Source organism: Paenibacillus sp. FSL H7-0756 (assembly GCF_038006765.1).
GTDB lineage: Bacteria > Bacillota > Bacilli > Paenibacillales > Paenibacillaceae > Paenibacillus_AQ.
The window spans coordinates 1,072,658-1,090,679 of the sequence record NZ_JBBOVT010000001.1 but is presented as its reverse complement, the minus strand read 5'-3'; the positions used below and the strand labels follow the sequence as shown (position 1 = coordinate 1,090,679).

The following is an 18,022-nucleotide window of genomic DNA, read 5'->3' as shown; positions in this document are numbered from 1 at the left end:
GTTATTGAAGCCCTGCCCGCTTCCATATATGATAGCTATATCATATCCGCAAAGGGAGGATTATTTCCGTGGCCGTACTGATTAATGAACAGATTAAGGCAGCCGAGGTCGAGCTGACCGGGCTGAGGGGCGAGAAGCTCGGCACCGTATCCAGAAGCGAGGCTCTGTCCATGGCCAGAGCCGCAGGGGCCGACCTGGTCTGCACCTCGCTGATGAGCAGCCCGCCACCCTGCAGCCTGGTCGCCAAGGGCAAAGGCAAAGCGGCTGCGCAAGCCGCACGCAAAGGCGATACCAGTCGTCCGCAAGGCGGCAGCAATGAGAAGGTGAAGGAGCTGCGCTTCACCGCTCATATTGAAGAGCATGACTACGACACGAAGCTGCGTCAGGCGGACAAGCATCTGCGCTCCGGCAAGCCGGTGCAGCTCGTCGTGAAGTCCTCCGGCGCCAAGGAGGCCGCCGCTGCGAAGGCAGTGCTGGAGCGGCTCGTGGCCGATCTGAAGGAGGCCGGAACCAAGGCCTCCGGGCTGCAGACCAGCGGCAAGGGCGCACAGGTACGGATAAATCCGCGTACTTAAGTTGTCTGATCAAGGCACCCTTAAGCCTGAATGATGTGCGGGTTCAGAACTGGCTGGACTCTACTTCTGTTGCACTTTATACATTAGCTGACCCCGAAATTGGTCTAAAAATTGATTCTATTGCACTCTGTACAGCAGAATCTGGACAAATAAGGGCTTTCGGGCAGAATTCAAGAAAACCATTGTATAAAAGAGACAATTTCATAATTCAAAACCCTTGCTATATCTGGTTTTTTTGAGCATAGAAAAAGGAGTACCTCCCCAAATTCTCGAAGTTATAGGCGACGAAACCAACACCCGAGAAGAAAAGAGGTAATCCCTATCTATTCTATTCGACAAGAAGAACTGTTTTCCTTTGAGGAATTGCTCCAGATGGCTCCGGAAGATAAATACAGCCAAATCTTTGAACACTTACATTTAGCTCCAGTTCTATTCGCACTGGGGAAAAAGAGCCATCGCGGACGGCCTGAAAAATTAAACGTACCTGCCATGATCTACTCGCTGCTGATTGCTAAAATGGAGAACATCGAGTTTGTCTCTGCCTTGGTCCGGCGATTGAATCATAGCAACGAATTTCGAGTCCAGTGCCGGTTTACGGGCTCGGACAACATTCCCAGCCAGGCCTCCTATTCTCGTTTGATTCATGCGCTGGAGCAAACGGGAATGCTGGAACAACTGCAGGATCGCCTAGTCACATCTGCCCTAGAAGAAGGGTTTGTGAGCGGCACCCATCTTGCTGTGGATTCCTCCATGGTCGAGGCGTGGGATTGCCAATTTAGCGAATCGGCCTCCAAGCGTCGTGCGGCTCGCCGGGAGCAAAAGAAAGGTGAAGCTCCGGTGGCTGAACAACTTCAGCTCGAACATTCCGAGCCTGAGCCGAAGACGGTGAACAAGCCGCTGAAGAAACCCAGGTATAGCAAGCCTGGTCGTCCGTCCCCGGCGGAAAAGGAACGTCGGCGCGAGGAAATGGAAGCTTATGAACAAAGTCTCGGACCGTTCCAGAAAACCATTGAAGCGATGTTGCCCTACACGTACGATGAACTGCTGACCGCGTTGCCCCGGCATGCTGCGCGTTGTGACAAGAAAAATACGAAGGGCCGAATGACCAGCTATTACGGGTTCAAGGCGAATCTGCTGGTCGACACGGACAGCCAGTATATCCTAAGCGGCCTCTGGAGTTCAGCCCATCCGAATGACCAGCGTATGGCGGTCGTCCTTCTCAAAGGCCTGCTCCTGAAGTTTCCCATGCTAAAGGTCAAGCATATCTTGGGCGACAAGGGCTACGACTGCGCGGCAATCTACCAGTTGATTCATTCGCTCGGCGCCTATCCTGCGATTTCTCTGATTCACCACAAAGACCCGCCTGCGGGAATGAATCTGGATTACACGCCGGTGTGCGCTCAAGGGCATGCGTACCGTTACGACAGTTTTGAGGCCAAATATGAGACCCTGAAGTACACCCGGCCTAGTGAATGCCAAGGCTGTGCGCTGTCCGGTACCTCTTGCCAAAAAGTGTTTAAAATTCGCATCCAAACGGATTTGCGTTTGCATACCTATCCCGCCAGAGGCAGCGAAAGTTTTACCACGCTATACAACAAGCGGACGGCCGTGGAGCGTGTATTTGCCTATCTCAAAGAGTATTTCGGGTTGAAACGCACACGCCACCGCGGTGTCCGGGCAAGTGTCGATTTCCAGCTCAGTACGCTCGCGTACAATTTGAGCAAGTTTGCGTTAGACAAGTTGAACCAACAGTTGAAAGACTCCCAGCAAGTAGCCTGATTTTTTAAAAATTGATTTTAGATTTTGGCCAAATCTTGCTATTTAGCAAACTGAATTATGAAATTGACTCTAAAATACAACAGATGATTATTTAGCTTAGCTAAGCCCGAATTCTATTGCAGAAAATACAATCAGTCTAAAAAAGTGCTGCAATGCCGCGTGAGACAGCGATAGGGAGTCCTGCTCATACACAACAGGTGCCATCCTATAAGGACGGCACCTGTTACTAAAATACGGCTTAGCAAGCCGTAATCTCTAATCTTCCGGTCTTCTTCCACGCTTCTTCCAATTATATATTCCGCGCATATCCCTCGTCAGTTCATCGCCCGCCCGCTCAGCATATGGTCATTTCCCGCCTTGAAAGCCCGCTCTACAAACCGCTCCTTCGTCAGCACATGCAGCAGTTCCCCGTTGCAGTCCTCATAATCACCGGTCAATCCGGCCAGCTCCTGCTCCACCCGGAAGCCCAGCTTCCGGAGCACCCCGAGCGACGCGGTGTTGCGCGGATCTGCCTTGGCGTATAGCTGCTCCAGTCCGATCACATCGAAGGCGTAGTCCGCCAGCGCCGCAGCGGCTTCGGTAGCATATCCCCGGCCCCAGTGTTCACGCCCGATCAGATAATACAGCTCTGCATCCGGCGCCCTGAACTCCAGCACACCGGCCCCGCACCAGCCGATCAGCTGCCCGGTCGCCTTATCGCAGATGGCAAATGAATACTTGAACGGCAGCTCAAACGGCGTATGATAGCTGAACATCAGCCAGCGGAACATGCCCTCATACTCATGCCTCGGCATGACCTCCATATGCATGAAGGCCAGCACCTCCGGGTTCTGCATGAGCTCGAACGAAGCCGATAGATCACTTTCAATATATGGACGGATGATTAAGCGCTCCGTTTCGAGCCTCATTGTGGATAATACCGGATTCATAATACGCAGCCTCACCTTCGGGTTCTCTCTGTACCCCAGCATAGTTCAGGCACAAGATCGTCCACAAGGTAAAAGATAGTTTAATCCGTTTGCCCCCTGCCGTTATTCCACAGCGTACGGAATGAAGGGCAGTCCCGGATCAGGGAATCGAAATCCCCTTCCCCCGCCAGCCTGCCTTGCTCCATGACCAGAATCTGATCCACGCCGCTGATGAAGTTCAGCCGGTGTGCGATAATAATGACCGTCTTATGCCTGAACTCTGCGAACACCGTCTCCATCAGGCTGCGCTCCGTTATATTGTCCAGCGCCGATACCGGCTCATCGAGGATGATCAGATTCCGCTGCTGCAGGATCGCCCGGGCAAAAGCCAGCCGCTGCCGCTCCCCGCCCGACAGCTTCAGCCCGCGCTCACCGACCCTCGTCTCCAGCTTCTCCGGCAGCGACAGCACCTTCTCCTTCAGGTGAACCTTGTCCAGCACCGCATACAGCTCTTCATCCGGGACGTCTTGCTCAAACACCATGTTGCCCCGGATGGTGGTGTCGAAGATCGGACTGTCCTGCGACAGATATGAGATGTGATCATAGTAGCTGTCCAGACTCAGCTCGTCGATATCCGTGCCGTCGACCAGCAGCTGGCCGCTATTTTTTTTGAGCAGGCCCGTAATCAGCTTAATAACCGTTGACTTGCCGCTGCCGCTTAGTCCGACCAGAGCAACTGAGGTTCCGGGCGCGACTGAGAAGGACAGCCGGTCCAGCACCTGTACCTCTCCATAGCTGAATGATACATCCTTGAATTCAATGCTGCCCTGTAGCTGCGCAAGCGCCTTGCCCTGCTCCAGATTCCGGTCCTCCGGGGCATTCAGGAAGGCCTCGAACCGCTGATAGGTGACCCTGTTCAGCTTATAGCCGACGAATAATACGTTGAAGATGGCGATCGGCGTATAAATTTTCTCAATGAACATGAACAGCGCGACCATGACCCCGACAGAGGCCTGCCCGGAGATCACATTCTTCACGCCGTACAGCAGCACAACCACCTTAATGACCGTAATGAACAATTCGAATAAGGCGAAGAAGGATTCATGAATCATCTGCAGCTTCGCGCTCTGCCTGATGATCTGTTGTGCGGCTCTGTTCAGTCTGCCGATCTCCTGCGCGTACTTCTTGTTGGTGCGGAAGACGACCAGCTCCATGAAGCCGCGGACCCCGTACCGGGACATGGCCTCCTGCTGCATAAGCACCGATTCCTTGATCCGGTAGAGAACTTTGAGCAGAATATTCGTTAACAGGAAGATAACCACGTACCCGCCCGCAATCACCAGCATGATTCTGGTGTCATAGTAGCTGATGAAGAGCAGGCTGAAGAGAATCGTAGGCAGCAGCTCATGCAGCGTGTGGAGGACAAAAGAAAACAGAATACTGTTCCCGGCCGCCGCGCCGTTCTCAATCACCTTAATCATCTGGCCTGTGCCCATGTTCTGATAGGCGGAATAATCCATTCTGGAGATTTTGGACAAGGCCATAATCTTCAGTCTTTCTGTGATGCTGTTCGATAGATAAGCGCTGGGATATTCATCCGCATAATTCAGCAGGACGTTCAGGCCGAGCAGTATCCCGTAGACGACTACTCCGTAGAGGATTTCACGGAAGCCCGTTCCCGCCACCGCCTGATCCAGAATCTTCTGGAAGACTACAATACCCAGGCTGCTTAAGAGCTGAATGGCGAAGCCGAGACCTATATACAGAGCGGCCCACCCTCTGAGGTGGACAAGACATTTTTTTAACATGATCACAATCTCCAATCTTATTCATAAGAGTATGGCAAAAAAGCCGGGAACTCTCCTCGCCACTCCGCGCCAAAGACTCCTGCCTCAGCAGTGTAGTCTTCAAGCGGAATAACTCAGTGTCCCGGCTCACAAAGAATGACCTTCCAGGCACCGTTCAAGAATCCAGTTAGCTGTGACCAAGAGGACAGACCTCCCCCTTGGTGGCTGGTACGCGTTCTACCCAGCCCGATAACTAGTTCCTTGCGACGGTACGGAATGGCATCCATTTCACCTCTTTGATAAGATTGACTTTCATTGTATGCCTCGGCCAGACCGGCCGTCAAGCCCTAGTGCTTCGTCTCTTTTGCCGCATCCGAATCCGCATCGGGACTGGCATCTGCGGCAGAATCCGCTTCGGCAGCTTCTTCTGCATCCTCGCTATCCTCGTCCGCAGCGGCCAGCGCCGCCTTCTCACTGCGGCTCCATTCCAGGAATTCGAGGGTATCCTGATCCTCAGGGTCCAGCTTATTCGCCTTCTTGAACGCCTTGATCGCCTGATCGTACTCGTCCAGATAATAGTGGGCGTAGCCGACGCGGAAATGCCACAGCGGGTCTTTTTTACCCTGATCTGCCGCTTTGTTGAACCATTTAAGCGCTTCCCGGTAGCGGCCCAGATTGTTGAGCGCCCGGCCCAGATGTACCGCCAGCTCTTCATCGATCAGCGGTGTAGGCACCTCTTTGATGCGGGATACGATTTCTTCATATTCGTCCGCCTCATGCCAAGCGTTCAATTGCGCGATTAATTCTTCTCTCATTACCCATAGCCTCCCGGTTAATAGTTCCAAGTTCTCTTAGAGATACTTTATCATTTTCACACCAAGTTTCCCACTGTTGCCGTGCGCTAGGCCGGGATAATGATCCGGAAGACAGTTCCCTTGCCCTTTTCGCTGGTAACCTCAATACGGCCCTTGAGCTTGTTAATCGTGTTATAGGCCATGACCATTCCGAGCCCTGTCCCGTCTGCCTTGGTGGAGTAATACGGCTTGCCCAGCCGCGAGATCTCATCCTTGGTCATTCCGACACCGGTGTCGCGGATGGTAATGATAATACTCTGTCCGCTCGCGAAGACAGCAATAGACAGGACCGCATCCTCCACCCCATCCATCGCTTCAATCGCATTCTTGTACAGATTAATCAGGCATTGCTGCATCTCATTACTGTCATAATGGGTGCTAAGCGGGTTGTTGAAGCTGAATTCAACCGCAACCTTGTGGATCGTGGCATACGGCAGGATCACATTCTTGGTGTACTCACATTCAGCCTTCAGGTTGGAGTAGACCCGGCTCTCCGACTGCGGCTTGGCAAAAGACAGATAATCGCTGATAATCTTCTCCGCCCGGTTCAGCTCCAGCAGTGACAGCTCAACATACCCCTTCTCCTCCGGGGAGAGGTTCTTGGAGAGATTCAGCAGCTGCAGGAAGCCGCTGGTCACGGTTAACGGATTGCGCATCTCATGGGAGACACTGGCCGCCAGCTCACTGACCACATTCAGCCGCTCCGACTGCATAATCCGCTCACGGTTCCTGAGATTCGCCAGGATCTGCTCCAGCAGGATCATTAGGATCGCCATGACCACCGCATGCGTAGTTAAGGCATAGAAGGCAAGCGTCCAGAACTGGGTATCCAGCTTATTCATGATCTGGCCCAGAATGATCAGATAACAGCCCATCGTCAGGACCGCGATAGAGGTAGCCCACAAGATCCGTCCCTTGGGCTTAGAACGGAGAAATCTGGCGCTTATGGAAGGAACCAGAATGAGGACTGCTGTCGAAAAAAGTAAAGATTGGACGGTTCCCTCACCGCCTATGTAGAAACGGTACACATTCAGAATCACATATAAGGGCAGGGTATGTTTGTACCCTCCATACAAGGCCGCAATCACAAACGGAACATACCGCAAGTCAAAGATGAACCCGGTCTCCAGCCGGATCGGCTTGGCGATACACAGGATCATGGTGGCGGCGATGAGCAGTACAAGAATCTTATGATTGTAGGCGTGGGGCCTATTTTCGAAGAAAATCAGAAATATCAGCACCGGAAACAGCATAAACAAAAAATTGAGCAGCAGCGTCTCAAACAAGGCTAACTTCCTTTCGGTTCTAATGCTGGTGTCAAGAGATACGTTTGTATTCTGAGCACTATACTTAGAACATTACGCTAACCTGATATTAGAAGTAAAGGAATTATTGTATGCGTTTTTTCTCCCGGAATTCAAGGAACCCCGCGAGAAGTGTCGAATACGTATGCTTTGAAGGCATGATGCACAGCATTGCATAACTACAGCAACCGAAGGAGCGGGTATCGATGGCTTTTACCATTAATAATCTGAAGGACAATTCCAACGTAATCATTAAAGAGCAGCTAGGCGGCTTCAGCATCATCGAATACAAAGAGGATCTCAGCACCACTACCCGGTATGAAGCAGAGACCAACTTCTTCATGAGTAAGAGCAATATGCGCAACAAGCAGCTGATGATTGAGCTGAATAACAATGAGGTGATGCTGAGCGCCGGAGCCATGCAGTATATGATCGGCAATATCGAGATGACCTCCGGCATCAAAGGCGTAGGAGGACTGATGCGTAATATGCTGTCGGGGGCGGCAACCGGAACCAGTGCCGTCAAACCGCTCTACAAGGGAACCGGAACCATCCTGCTGGAGACCACCTACAAATACCTCTGGCTGATTGATGTGGACAACGACCATATCGTAATCGATGACGGCATGTTCCTGGCTTGTGAGACTACGCTCGACATCTCCGTTGCGGCACGCAAAAACATCTCCTCTGCCGTCCTCGGCGGTGAAGGGCTGTTCAACCTGAGCGCGCGCGGCAAAGGGATTCTTGCCCTCGAAGCTCCCATTCCTTCCGAGGAAGCTGTCGTGGTCGAGCTGCAGAATGATGTGCTGAAGGTGGACGGTAACTTTGCTCTCATGTGGTCCAACTCGCTGGACTTCACAGTTGAGAAGTCAGGCAAGACCCGTCTGGGCTCCGCCGCCTCCGGCGAAGGCCTGGTCAACGTGTACCGGGGAACCGGCATGGTCTGGCTGGCCCCGCTCATGAATTACAGAAACAGCCTGCTTCAGGGCACGCCTACTTCTTAATTCTCTCTATTTCTCTCGAAAGGAAGTACCCTCTAATGCCTATCCAAGCAGTACTGTTTGATTTCGGGAGACATTTCGAAGAATTTCAGAATGACGATACCATTATAGCGTTGCTTCAAGATTTGAAGGCCCAGGGAATGAAGCTTGGGGTCATCACCGGAAAAAGCAGACGGGCCTATCAGATATCGGCGGGAGCGCTGGATTTGGACCGTTTCTTTGATCTCTCGATTACTGGAGATGATGTGGTGAAGCCTAAGCCTGATCCTGAGGGAATTCACTCCGCTCTGCGGATTCTGGGTATGAATTATTCCAATGCCATCTTCGTAGGGGACAGCAATGCCGATATTCTCGCGGGCAAAGCAGCAGGGCTGCGGACTTACGGAGTGCGCTGGCTATCGACCTTCCAGAGTCAGACTTACGAGGTTATGCCAGACGGTATTTTCGAGAGTGTTGCCGAATTCCGCCAGCTTCTTAAGCTGGAGAGCATCATTCCAATGACCTACCATTCCAGCCGGCAAGCGGCAGACATTACGCTGCTGGAGCAGCAATGCACTCAGGCGGATTCTATCCAATTGAACTCAGATCTTGAGCATCTCGTCAAAAAAGACGGTGACCATTCCCTGCTCTGCTACCGTGGCGATCAGCTCATCGGCCTGCTTAGCTGGTTCGCTGCCGGGGGCGATGAGGCACAGATCAATGCCATGGTCCATCCGGATTATCGCCGGAACGGTGTATTCCGCAGACTGATAGAACGGGCAACGAAAGATATGGCACCTCTAGGCATTCACAGGCTCAGCTATAGAATTCCAGGAGGCTCAGAGACAGGGATCGGCGCAGCCCTGGCCCTTGGCGCCCACTTCGCCAGATCTGAGTACGCGATGGCTTACGTCCCGCACAACACATCGCTACACCCGGTTGAGGAAGATCTGCGGCTGCTCCCGGCCACACCGGCAGATTGGGAATTCATAATATCCTGCTCCTCCCAGGCATTCGTAGAACCGGAAGATACAACACGCGAGTACTTCACTCAGACGGATGAGCCGGAGCGGGTAACCTATATCGCTTGGCTAGAGAACCGGGCGACCGGTTTGATCCGGGTCAATTATATTAATGAGGATACCGCATTTATTCATAACTTCTGTATACTGCCTGCTTGTCAGGGTCAGGGAATTGGCGGGAAGGTGCTAAGGCAAACCGTCAGTATTCTATTGCAGAAGCCTTATCCGGTAATTCGCCTCAGCGTAGTCACCGAGAACGTCCGGGCTTTGAACCTCTATCTCCGTGCCGGATTTGAGATTAACTCAGAGTACAGATATTACAGCGGCAGCCTGTGACTTAAGCCCAAAAAAGATCCTCTTTCTGATTAAGAAAGGGGATCTTTTGCATGCGGGCTCCTATATCCTATATCGCATTCTAAGACTTCTGCTTACCCGCAAGCTGCTCCTGGGCCAGGCGCACCATCTCGCGGACCATGGAGCCGCCGATTCTGCCGCCAATCTGTCCGGCCGACCCGGTGGTCAGCTTGCCGTTATTTCCGGCTTCCAGTGGGATGCCCAGCTCTTTGGCTACCTCGTATTTCACATCGTCCGGATGATTCGGATCCACGTGATATCCTTCCTGCCGCATAACCTCTGCTTTGAACGTCTGCATTCCCTGGGCGGACCCTGGTACAGCATATTTCCTGCTTCTTCTCGCCATTTACGGACACGCTCCCTTGCTGTCTTTCCTCTAAGTTGCCCAGGAGCGCGTGTCTTCATTCCCTGCCGCCCTTTAAGACTGCATCCCGTCCTCAATCCGCTGCATGAATTCTTCCACCGCACTGTATCCGAGCTGCTTGAGATACCAGTTGTTCGCAGCCGCTTCAATCAGACCGGCTACATCACGGCCCGGCTGAAGCTGGACCTCGATATGCGGGATCTGCACCCCGAGATATTCGGTGAACTGGGGCACCAGCTCCAGCTCATTGTTGAGTGAATTCTCCTGCCAGGGGGCAAGCTCAATATCGAGCACGATCCGTGTCTCATCCTGGAACGCCCGCCGCCCGTACTGCCGCACGACATTGATCAGGCCAATGCTGCGCAGCGCCAGGAATTCACGCGTGGTCTCATTATGGGTTCCAAGGAGCGTCGCCGGACCCAGCTTCTTCAGCACCACAATATCATCCGCCACGAAGCGGTGGCCCCTGCGGATCAGCGTATGTGCCGTCTCGCTCTTGCCGATCCCCGACTTGCCACGCAGCAGAATACCGATCCCCGACACGTTAACGCATACCCCGTGGATCGACAGCTCCGGCGCCAGCGTCTTCACCAGGAAGCTGTCCAGCTTGGCAATGAATTCGGTGGTCACCTCCGGCGTCCGCAGCAGCGGAATGCCCTCCTGGTCGCAGAATAGCGTCAGATAAGGAATCTCCTGCTGGCCGCTGGTTACGATGAAGCACGGCGGATGATATTTGACGATGTTGCCGATATGCAGCATCCGCTCCTCTACACTCAGCGTTAACAGGTAGTTAATCTCTTTACGTCCAAGGACCTGCACCCGCTCCATCGGAAAAAAATCAAAATAACCGACAAACTCCAGACCCGGTCTGTGCGTCCTTGGACGGGTGATGTTACGGTCCATCCGGCCCGCTCCCGCAAGCACCTCCAGATGGAATTTCTCTACAAGACTCTGCACGCTAATAGATTTCATTTGCTCCCCTCCCAATCCAATATTTTCCGATAGATTTATCTAAAAATCTTGTAATCTGCACACGCTAATTATATATTAAAAACAATATATAAGACCTAAGACCCACAAAAATCAATAAATACTATTAAAATCAAGAAGGTGTAACATATTGGCTTTAGCCTCTTGGATCGACCTGATTATGTGCTTCCTTCTGTTCCTGCTGCTCATCTATATCGTGGCTACGGTCACGATTACCAAGCTGCACAAGGTCTATTTAGGGTTCCATTTCGCCATGCTGATCTGGCCCTACTGCCAGTTTGCCATCCGGACCGTTGATGATCCTCTCTATCAGCTCTTTTATGTGAAGCTTGCCTTCGTGGATGCTTCCCTGCTGGGCCTGGGCTGGATCTTCTTCACGATTCTGCTCGCCGGACAATCCCAGTTCCTTACTAAAAGAATGGTGTCCGCGCTGGTAATCCCTGCAGTACTGACATCCGTTGGAGTGGTGCTCAATCCTTATGGATGGTTCGTCCGTCCGGTGAACGGCGGATACGTGGAGCGGACCTACGGACCTATTTTCTGGTTCAGCATGGCCTTCCTTGTCATTGATGCGCTCATATCCATGTATGTCATATACGTGGCTCTGACCTCTAACCAGGCCGCGCGGATCAAGAATCAGGTTATGTACATGCTCAAAGGCATTACGGCGCTGTGCGTCTTCCTTATGATCGACGTGCTTCTCAATGTCATTCTGGATGACTATTTACCGGTAATTCCGGGCTTCACTTCACTGGGTATAGTGGTGTCGGCTACGTTCTTTGTGATTACAATCCACCAGGACAAAGTATTCGATATCGTAACTATCGCCCATCAGGATATTATCAATACCATGGAGTACGGAATTCTCGTGCTGGATGACCAGGAGCAGGTCGTGGAGATCAATCATGCCCTGCATCCCTATATCCCGCTTGTGACGGGTGCGGCGTTCAATATAAGCAGCTATCTGCCGGATGACCCTGCCTTGAAGATCGGGTCCTTCCTTGAGAAATACCATGAGTACCCGCTGGAGACGGCCGAGCTGGAAATTCTGCATCCCGTTATCCAAATGGTTGTCAGTATTCATGCAGCGCCGATCATAGTGAGCGGCAGCCGGGTCGGGCGGATTGTCACCTTCCAGAATGTTACCGAGATCCGGCGGCTCATCGATGAGACGAACCAGCAGAATGCCATCCTGAAGGAACGCAACGACTCGCTGGTGAAGGTACAGGAGGAGCTGTTCCAGACGAACGGCAAGCTGAGGAAGCTGGCGATCACGGACAGCCTGACCGGCTGCTACAACCGGCATTATCTGATGCAGCAATTGGAGCAGGAGGCGCTTCGGGTCAGCGGTACCCGGACACCTTCGACTATTATACTGATCGACATCGATTTTTTCAAAAAAATCAACGACCAGCACGGCCATCTCGCCGGAGATGTGGTCCTGTGCAGCACGGTGGAGCTGCTGCAGCGCAGCCTGCGGCCCTCCGATATCCTGGCCCGCTACGGCGGAGAGGAATTCATCATCTATTTGCCGCATACGGATGGAGCCGAGGCGCGGCGTCTGGCCGAGCAGCTCAAATCCGGGGTTGAACACAACACCATCCATATCGATTATATCGATGGGCCCGTGTCCATCACCATCAGCATGGGGCTGCTCAGCATCGCCGAATTCAAGATCCCGCCTGCCATGGATGCGACCACCTACCTGAACGACCTGTTCAAGTCTGCCGATAAAGCCTTGTACGCCGCCAAGCATCAGGGCCGGAACCAGATTGTTGCGGCGGAGGTTTAATTATAATCAATTTTTCTCTATACATCTGTGTTTCTCCCCTAGGATAATGAATAGCAGTTGGAGCCATTCATAAAGGGGACGCTGCCAGATGAACCATGATCATCTTATCCGTGAGATTAACCAATCCTACCCGTTACGTATTGAGCAGATCAAGCTTCACCGGGAGATGATTGGCTCGGTTTATTTGGCAGAAGGCGGGAATAAGCGTTATGTGCTCAAAATATACCGCAGCTTCAAAACGGCCGATGCCATGCAGTCTCTTCGAATTCTTGACTACTTGCACGCTCATTCCTTTCCGGCTGTGACGGTGCTGAGAACTGTCAGACAAAAGAGTCACATTCTTCTTGAAGCCCCGGAGGGCCGGCAAAACGCTGTGCTCTTCGACTATGTAGAGGGTGACAATCCTGATGGATTTGCCGAAGCGGAGCTTATCGGTTACCAGACAGCCGAGCTTCATAAGCTAATGCAGAATTACCCTGGAGAACAACTGATTAAGCGGACAAAAAATGAATATATTGATGATTATCTCTCTATTATGAGCGAACTGGACTGTGATTCAAACTCCGTGGCTGCTCTTAACCAATATGGAAATGAATTGTGGGGCCGTATGTCAAAGCTTCCACAGGGCTTTTGTCACGGCGACCTTCATACAGGCAATATGATTAGGAACCGCAATGGGCAATATATCTTTATGGATTTTGATGATGCCTCCGGCGACTATCCCGGCATGGACGTGGCATACATGTCTGACGCAACTCATTTCAATCGATATCAAGACTCAATGTATGATACTACCCAGCGTTTATTCGAACGCTTCTATACCGGGTATTGTAAGGTGCGAACCCTGAGTAACATTGAGATCTACGCGATTTTTGACTTCATTGCGGTAAGGCATTATCAGATTATCTCCCGCATTGTCCGCTGCCAGGGGCTACAGTCTGTAACGAAAGAATTCTGCGATGAGCAGTATGGATGGCTTATGAGATGGCAGGAGATTTGTATGAGAAAACGGCACTAGCCCTAAGCGGCCAGTGCTTTTTTTATAATTTATTTTTTTATTTTTACTGGAACCTTTTTGACTACGCCGCCGTCTATGATCACAAATAAACTACAAACTACTCACGAGGTGACTGGACATGAAGAAGACATTCAAGATGATCACCCTATCCGCAGCAGCCGCTCTGGCGCTCAGCTTCACAGGGCAACAATTCGCCTCGGCTGCAGCCTTCAAGGATATCCATAACGTGCAGGATAAAGACAAGATTATCGCGCTTCAGAACAGCGGCCTGATTAAAGGCATCAGCGCGGACCTGTTCGGCCCGAACCTCAGCATCACAGCAGCCCAGGGGGTGCAGATGATCGTCAGTGCGCTTGATCTGAATCTGGATACGATCCGGTTCGTGAAGGAGCCGCATGCTACCGACTATTTCAAGAATGCCAACGACTCCGCCTGGTATGCACAGGCGCTGATTATTGCTGGTGTGCACGGCTTGGACCTGCCTGCGGATCTGAAGCCTGGTGAGAAGCTGACCCGCGAAGAGTTTACCTATCAGCTCATTGATGCGATGGAGAATACGAACCGTCTGCCGATGATTAAGCCGGTGGTGGTAGAGTACGCCGATCAGGATCAGGTGAAGGTAGAATACTCCGGTGCCCTGCAGCGTGCGCTGAATTACGGTGTCCTGAAGCTGGATAACAGCGGCAAGCTTAACCCGAAACAGGAGATCACCCGTGCGGAAGCGGCAGTAGCCATCAGCAATGCACTGTCTTATCTGAAGGCACATCCGGCACCGGTGGCTACGGACGAGGTGCTTACAGCAGCACAAGCCGTACAGGTGATAAAAGAGGTGGCCCGACCTGCAGCGGATCTGCAAATCAAGATTGATCCGGCGGCCGGCATGTCCCGCGAAGAATTCACCTATCTGCTGATCCATACTCTACAGACCAGCGGGCAACTGCCGATGATTAACGTCATTCCGGTAGAGGTGAAGGACGGCGATCAGATCAATATCCTGAACTCGGGTGCCATCCAGGCCGCCATTGCCTTCGGCTTCGTGGAGCTGGATGCTGCAGGTAACTTCAATCCGAAAGCAGGGATTACCCGCCCTGAAGCTGCTTCTATTGCCGGGAATGCGGCGAACTATCTCAAGGCCCATCCGGCGCCTGATGCTGTAAATGAGTACATCACTGCCACCGAGGCCGTACAGTTCATCAAGGATGCTGCCGGACCTGAGGCGAATCTTCAGATCAAAATCGATCCGAATATGAGCGTGACCCGTGAATCGTTCACGTATCTGCTCATCAACACACTCCAGAGCAGCGGCCAACTGCCGATGATCAAGCTGATCCCGGTGGAGATCAAGGATAATGACAAGATCAATATCCTGAACTCGGGAGCCATTCAGACCGCGCTTGCCCTCAAGATCGTGAAGCTGGATCAAGATGGAAGCTTCCATCCGCAGGACGGTGTCACCAGTGCTGACGCAGCGGCAATGGTCAGCCAGGTGAAGGCTATCCTGAGCGGAAAATCTGCGAAGTAAGCAACCTTCCCTTCATCTTTGCCCCTTCTGCCGTAATGGCAGGAGGGGCTTTTGCTGTATTTTACAGCATCAGCACCATCAGATCCTCATCCAGGTACTCGCTGCCAAGCTTCATCGCCTTCGGCTCTGTGCCGTAGCGGACGAATCCCAGAGATTCGTAGAGTCTTTTGGCCGGAACGTTATTGGAGGTTACGGTCAGCGTCAGCAGCTCCAGTCCCGGCGCGGCCTTCGCCCGTGCTATTAGCTCAAGCATCAGCGCACGGCCCGTGCCATATTTACGGGCTCCTGGATCTACATATACTGCATAGACATGAGCTTTGTGCTGAATCTTGGGCCTGCTCTCCCGGAACAAGGTGGCCATTCCCGCCAGTCTCTGCTCCCCATCCAAGAAGGCACCCAGGGTGAAATGCTCATCCGAGGAGTCCAGCTTAATCCGGGTAGTCTCGATAGACAACTTCGCTTCCACTTCATAGGAGCTTAGAAAAGCTTCCGGGTGCTGCTGCAGCGACTGCAAACGAAGCGCCCGGTAGACTTCGGCATCAGACGGGGTTAACGTTCTTATATGTATCACTCTTCTTGCCCCCTTACATTCCAATTTTACGATTTGTAGTAAATTGACAAATATCAAAAAGTCCGGTATATTTAAGTTCGTAAAATTATATTTTGCACAATTTAAATGATAGGCTTAATTCGACTCACATCACTTGAAAAGAGGGACTCTTTATGATGACTGTAAGTTTAATTCTTGTTGCCTTAGTAGCACTAGAGCATGTGTACATACTAGTACTGGAGATGTTTCTATGGACCACCCCGAGAGCACAGAAGGCGTTCGGATTGACCCCTGCGTTCTCCCGGGAGACGAAGTCGCTTGCTGCCAACCAGGGCTTGTATAACGGCTTCCTGGCAGCCGGTCTAATCTGGGGCCTGCTGCATCCGAGCGCAGACTTCGGTTACCAGCTGCAGCTGTTCTTCCTGATCTGCGTGGCGGTTGCGGCCATCTACGGCGGACTCACCTCCAAGAGATCCATCCTGCTGATGCAGGGCCTACCAGCCTTCCTGGCGCTGGCGGCTACAATTATCGCACATCTGTAAGATTTGCGGGCTTATCCAGGCAGCTTCCACACTTACCCTCACAGCTTCTGCGCGAACTGATTCAACTGCTCAGACATCGCCCGGATCTCCTCAATGAAGCTGGACATCTCTTGCGTTGAAGCTGCCTGCTCTTGTCCCACTGAGGCAATCTGACCGATGGATTGGCCGATTCCCTTCATCGCTGTCTGGATCTCCCGCAGGGTGTCCCGTATCCGCTGCGCGGATTGCTCGGTCTCCTGTGAGAACTTGCGGATTTCTCTGGCGACAATGTCGAAGCCCCGGCCCTTCTCTCCGGCATGGGCGGCCTCAATGGCCGCATTAATTCCAAGCAGATGCGTCTGGTCGGCAACCTTCCTCAGAACAGCCAGCACTTCATCGCTTTTTTGGACACTTGCAGCAGTGGTCTCAGACTGGACCAGCAGCTTCTGAGAGAAGCCGGCCAGCTGGTTAGACCCGCCCGCTACCTGCATGATCCGCGCATTAGCCTGATTCAGCGACAGTGCCATCCGGTCGGCAATTTCCCGCAGCTCGGTCTGTCTGCGCACCTGAATACAGACCGCCCCGCAGACACGTTCATCCTCTCCATGTACCGGAAGGACCGTACCCACAAATTCGTATCCATAATACTCTTTGGGAACGTTGGCCCTTGAGTATTCATCATTTTTCAGTGCATGATACAGAGGTTCGTCTGCGTGAATAATCTGCCCGGCGCGAATCCCCAGATCAATGGAATCCCCAGGGTAATAGGCGAGAAACTTCTCGGTATCACAGACGGCAATCGAGATATCGTATGGAAAAGCAGCTTTCAGAACGGGCGCGAGATTTATTATATCTTCAAGGGAGCGTACGATGTTTTTCATAGGTGAGGGTCTCCTTTTATTCAGTTAGCTTCAGGGTACTGCGAAATTAAGAGTTAAGTTCGACATGTTGCGACAAACCTCCTTTATTCAAAAATGAATAATTAAAATTTGACCATTGTGATCGCTTTTTCGATTACATTTAGCCCGTGAGCCCTCGACGTGATCAATGTAGCAAAATAGCCGGAGCCCTCAGTTACTACTGACAGGCTTCGGCTTATTGGCGTTCTTTTATTACGCTACACTTGATCCTAAGAAATCCTTCAACCGGTTCAGCTGCAGCAAGTGATGGCGGTAGTGCATCTCAATCAGCAGATACCATTCTGCCGCAGACAAGGGGCCGAACCGGGGATGAGGGGCGGTGCTGTGCTCAGGTGCCTGCGCAAGCTTCGGCAGGGTCTCGCGCATACGCTCCATCACTGTGTTCAGGCCTTGGATCAGCTGCTCCTTGCTCTCCGGCTGCACCGGCGTATACTGCGGTGACGGCGGAACATGAACGCGCACAGGCGGGAAGCTGCCCCCGGCAAAAACCGCTTTACCATCCGGAGTCATCTCTGCTTCCTTGCCCGCCGCTTCCCCGTTCCCGGCCAGACACAGATCGATATTACGGAGCTGCATGTACAGCGCCGATTGTATCAAATGCTGAACCATCTGCCCGAGGGACCACTCTCCGTCAGCCGGCTGCCGCAGCAGCTGCTCCATACTGAAGGTATCTAATTCCATAAGATAGTGATTCGCAGTCTTTTCAAATTGCTGTAAGGCTTCCGTAGTCTTCGTATTCATATTCATAGGTTTCAGGCAGCTCCTTTATTCTTAAGGTCTGA

The 18,022-nt window shown here is 52.3% G+C and carries 17 protein-coding genes; 8 read left to right on the top strand and 9 right to left on the bottom strand.

Annotated elements, in window-relative coordinates; all coding sequences use genetic code 11:
- The first annotated feature begins 68 nt into the window (after positions 1 to 68).
- Both infC and NST04_RS04875 read left to right on the top strand, forming a co-directional pair.
- Complete coding sequence (gene infC / locus NST04_RS04880) at positions 69 to 575, top strand: translation initiation factor IF-3 (protein WP_341183385.1); 507 nt, start codon at positions 69 to 71, stop codon at positions 573 to 575.
- 372 nt (positions 576 to 947) lie between these two features.
- A complete protein-coding gene (locus NST04_RS04875; protein ID WP_341182742.1) occupies positions 948 to 2,354 on the top strand; it encodes a transposase in 1,407 nt (468 codons plus the stop codon).
- Between the two features lie 314 nt (positions 2,355 to 2,668).
- Here NST04_RS04875 and NST04_RS04870 read toward each other — a convergent pair whose 3' ends face one another.
- From NST04_RS04870 to NST04_RS04855, 4 genes are all read right to left on the bottom strand, one after another.
- On the bottom strand, positions 2,669 to 3,262 hold the full coding sequence (locus NST04_RS04870; protein WP_341183384.1) for a GNAT family N-acetyltransferase: 594 nt from the start codon (positions 3,260 to 3,262) through the stop codon (positions 2,669 to 2,671).
- A gap of 101 nt (positions 3,263 to 3,363) precedes the next feature.
- Positions 3,364 to 5,070, bottom strand: a complete 1,707-nt coding sequence (locus NST04_RS04865) for an ABC transporter ATP-binding protein (protein ID WP_341183383.1) — start codon at positions 5,068 to 5,070, stop codon at positions 3,364 to 3,366.
- A gap of 326 nt (positions 5,071 to 5,396) precedes the next feature.
- A complete protein-coding gene (locus NST04_RS04860; protein ID WP_341183382.1) occupies positions 5,397 to 5,864 on the bottom strand; it encodes a tetratricopeptide repeat protein in 468 nt (155 codons plus the stop codon).
- An 86-nt stretch (positions 5,865 to 5,950) separates the two neighbouring features.
- A complete protein-coding gene (locus NST04_RS04855) occupies positions 5,951 to 7,189 on the bottom strand; it encodes an ATP-binding protein (protein ID WP_036722843.1) in 1,239 nt (412 codons plus the stop codon).
- 224 nt (positions 7,190 to 7,413) lie between these two features.
- On the opposite strand from NST04_RS04855, the gene NST04_RS04850 reads away from it, so the two are divergent.
- Complete coding sequence (locus tag NST04_RS04850; RefSeq protein WP_036722844.1) at positions 7,414 to 8,211, top strand: AIM24 family protein; 798 nt, start codon at positions 7,414 to 7,416, stop codon at positions 8,209 to 8,211.
- A gap of 35 nt (positions 8,212 to 8,246) precedes the next feature.
- Positions 8,247 to 9,545 (top strand): GNAT family N-acetyltransferase, encoded by a 1,299-nt coding sequence (locus tag NST04_RS04845; protein ID WP_341183381.1) that lies wholly within the window; start codon positions 8,247 to 8,249, stop codon positions 9,543 to 9,545.
- A 79-nt stretch (positions 9,546 to 9,624) separates the two neighbouring features.
- On the opposite strand, the gene NST04_RS04840 is transcribed toward NST04_RS04845, so the two are convergent.
- Positions 9,625 to 9,909, bottom strand: coding sequence for an alpha/beta-type small acid-soluble spore protein (locus tag NST04_RS04840; RefSeq protein WP_341183380.1), 285 nt, complete (start codon positions 9,907 to 9,909; stop codon positions 9,625 to 9,627).
- 72 nt (positions 9,910 to 9,981) lie between these two features.
- Positions 9,982 to 10,899, bottom strand: a complete 918-nt coding sequence (gene hprK / locus NST04_RS04835; RefSeq protein WP_076080767.1) for an HPr(Ser) kinase/phosphatase — start codon at positions 10,897 to 10,899, stop codon at positions 9,982 to 9,984.
- A 148-nt stretch (positions 10,900 to 11,047) separates the two neighbouring features.
- On the opposite strand from hprK, the gene NST04_RS04830 reads away from it, so the two are divergent.
- The 3 genes from NST04_RS04830 to NST04_RS04820 all read left to right on the top strand — a co-directional run bounded on the left by NST04_RS04830 (position 11,048) and on the right by NST04_RS04820 (position 15,249).
- The gene (locus NST04_RS04830) at positions 11,048 to 12,709 is read left to right on the top strand and encodes a histidine kinase N-terminal 7TM domain-containing diguanylate cyclase (RefSeq protein ID WP_341183379.1); all 1,662 of its coding nucleotides are present in this window, start codon (positions 11,048 to 11,050) and stop codon (positions 12,707 to 12,709) included.
- A gap of 88 nt (positions 12,710 to 12,797) precedes the next feature.
- On the top strand, positions 12,798 to 13,727 hold the full coding sequence (locus tag NST04_RS04825) for a phosphotransferase enzyme family protein (RefSeq protein WP_341183378.1): 930 nt from the start codon (positions 12,798 to 12,800) through the stop codon (positions 13,725 to 13,727).
- A 118-nt stretch (positions 13,728 to 13,845) separates the two neighbouring features.
- Complete coding sequence (locus NST04_RS04820) at positions 13,846 to 15,249, top strand: S-layer homology domain-containing protein (protein WP_341183377.1); 1,404 nt, start codon at positions 13,846 to 13,848, stop codon at positions 15,247 to 15,249.
- Between the two features lie 61 nt (positions 15,250 to 15,310).
- Here the strand turns inward: NST04_RS04820 and NST04_RS04815 are convergent, their stop codons facing one another.
- A complete protein-coding gene (locus tag NST04_RS04815) occupies positions 15,311 to 15,820 on the bottom strand; it encodes a GNAT family N-acetyltransferase (protein WP_341183376.1) in 510 nt (169 codons plus the stop codon).
- Between the two features lie 152 nt (positions 15,821 to 15,972).
- On the opposite strand from NST04_RS04815, the gene NST04_RS04810 reads away from it, so the two are divergent.
- Positions 15,973 to 16,341 (top strand): DUF1304 domain-containing protein, encoded by a 369-nt coding sequence (locus tag NST04_RS04810; RefSeq protein WP_341183375.1) that lies wholly within the window; start codon positions 15,973 to 15,975, stop codon positions 16,339 to 16,341.
- 38 nt (positions 16,342 to 16,379) lie between these two features.
- On the opposite strand, the gene NST04_RS04805 is transcribed toward NST04_RS04810, so the two are convergent.
- Positions 16,380 to 17,201 (bottom strand): methyl-accepting chemotaxis protein, encoded by an 822-nt coding sequence (locus NST04_RS04805; RefSeq protein ID WP_341183374.1) that lies wholly within the window; start codon positions 17,199 to 17,201, stop codon positions 16,380 to 16,382.
- Between the two features lie 231 nt (positions 17,202 to 17,432).
- On the bottom strand, positions 17,433 to 17,981 hold the full coding sequence (locus tag NST04_RS04800; protein WP_341183373.1) for a DinB family protein: 549 nt from the start codon (positions 17,979 to 17,981) through the stop codon (positions 17,433 to 17,435).
- Positions 17,982 to 18,022: the final 41 nt, after the last annotated feature.

Bases quoted from the DNA above. Each gene is read 5' to 3' on its own strand.
- NST04_RS04875 (WP_341182742.1), top strand. From the start codon at position 948: ATGGCTCCGGAAGATAAATACAGCCAAATCTTTGAACACTTACATTTA.
- NST04_RS04870 (WP_341183384.1), bottom strand. From the start codon at position 3,262: ATGAGGCTCGAAACGGAGCGCTTAATCATCCGTCCATATATTGAAAGT.
- NST04_RS04865 (WP_341183383.1), bottom strand. From the start codon at position 5,070: ATGTTAAAAAAATGTCTTGTCCACCTCAGAGGGTGGGCCGCTCTGTAT.
- NST04_RS04860 (WP_341183382.1), bottom strand. From the start codon at position 5,864: ATGAGAGAAGAATTAATCGCGCAATTGAACGCTTGGCATGAGGCGGAC.
- NST04_RS04850 (WP_036722844.1), top strand. From the start codon at position 7,414: ATGGCTTTTACCATTAATAATCTGAAGGACAATTCCAACGTAATCATT.
- NST04_RS04845 (WP_341183381.1), top strand. From the start codon at position 8,247: ATGCCTATCCAAGCAGTACTGTTTGATTTCGGGAGACATTTCGAAGAA.
- NST04_RS04840 (WP_341183380.1), bottom strand. From the start codon at position 9,909: ATGGCGAGAAGAAGCAGGAAATATGCTGTACCAGGGTCCGCCCAGGGA.
- hprK (WP_076080767.1), bottom strand. From the start codon at position 10,899: ATGAAATCTATTAGCGTGCAGAGTCTTGTAGAGAAATTCCATCTGGAG.
- NST04_RS04825 (WP_341183378.1), top strand. From the start codon at position 12,798: ATGAACCATGATCATCTTATCCGTGAGATTAACCAATCCTACCCGTTA.
- NST04_RS04820 (WP_341183377.1), top strand. From the start codon at position 13,846: ATGAAGAAGACATTCAAGATGATCACCCTATCCGCAGCAGCCGCTCTG.
- NST04_RS04810 (WP_341183375.1), top strand. From the start codon at position 15,973: ATGATGACTGTAAGTTTAATTCTTGTTGCCTTAGTAGCACTAGAGCAT.
- NST04_RS04805 (WP_341183374.1), bottom strand. From the start codon at position 17,201: ATGAAAAACATCGTACGCTCCCTTGAAGATATAATAAATCTCGCGCCC.
- NST04_RS04800 (WP_341183373.1), bottom strand. From the start codon at position 17,981: ATGAATACGAAGACTACGGAAGCCTTACAGCAATTTGAAAAGACTGCG.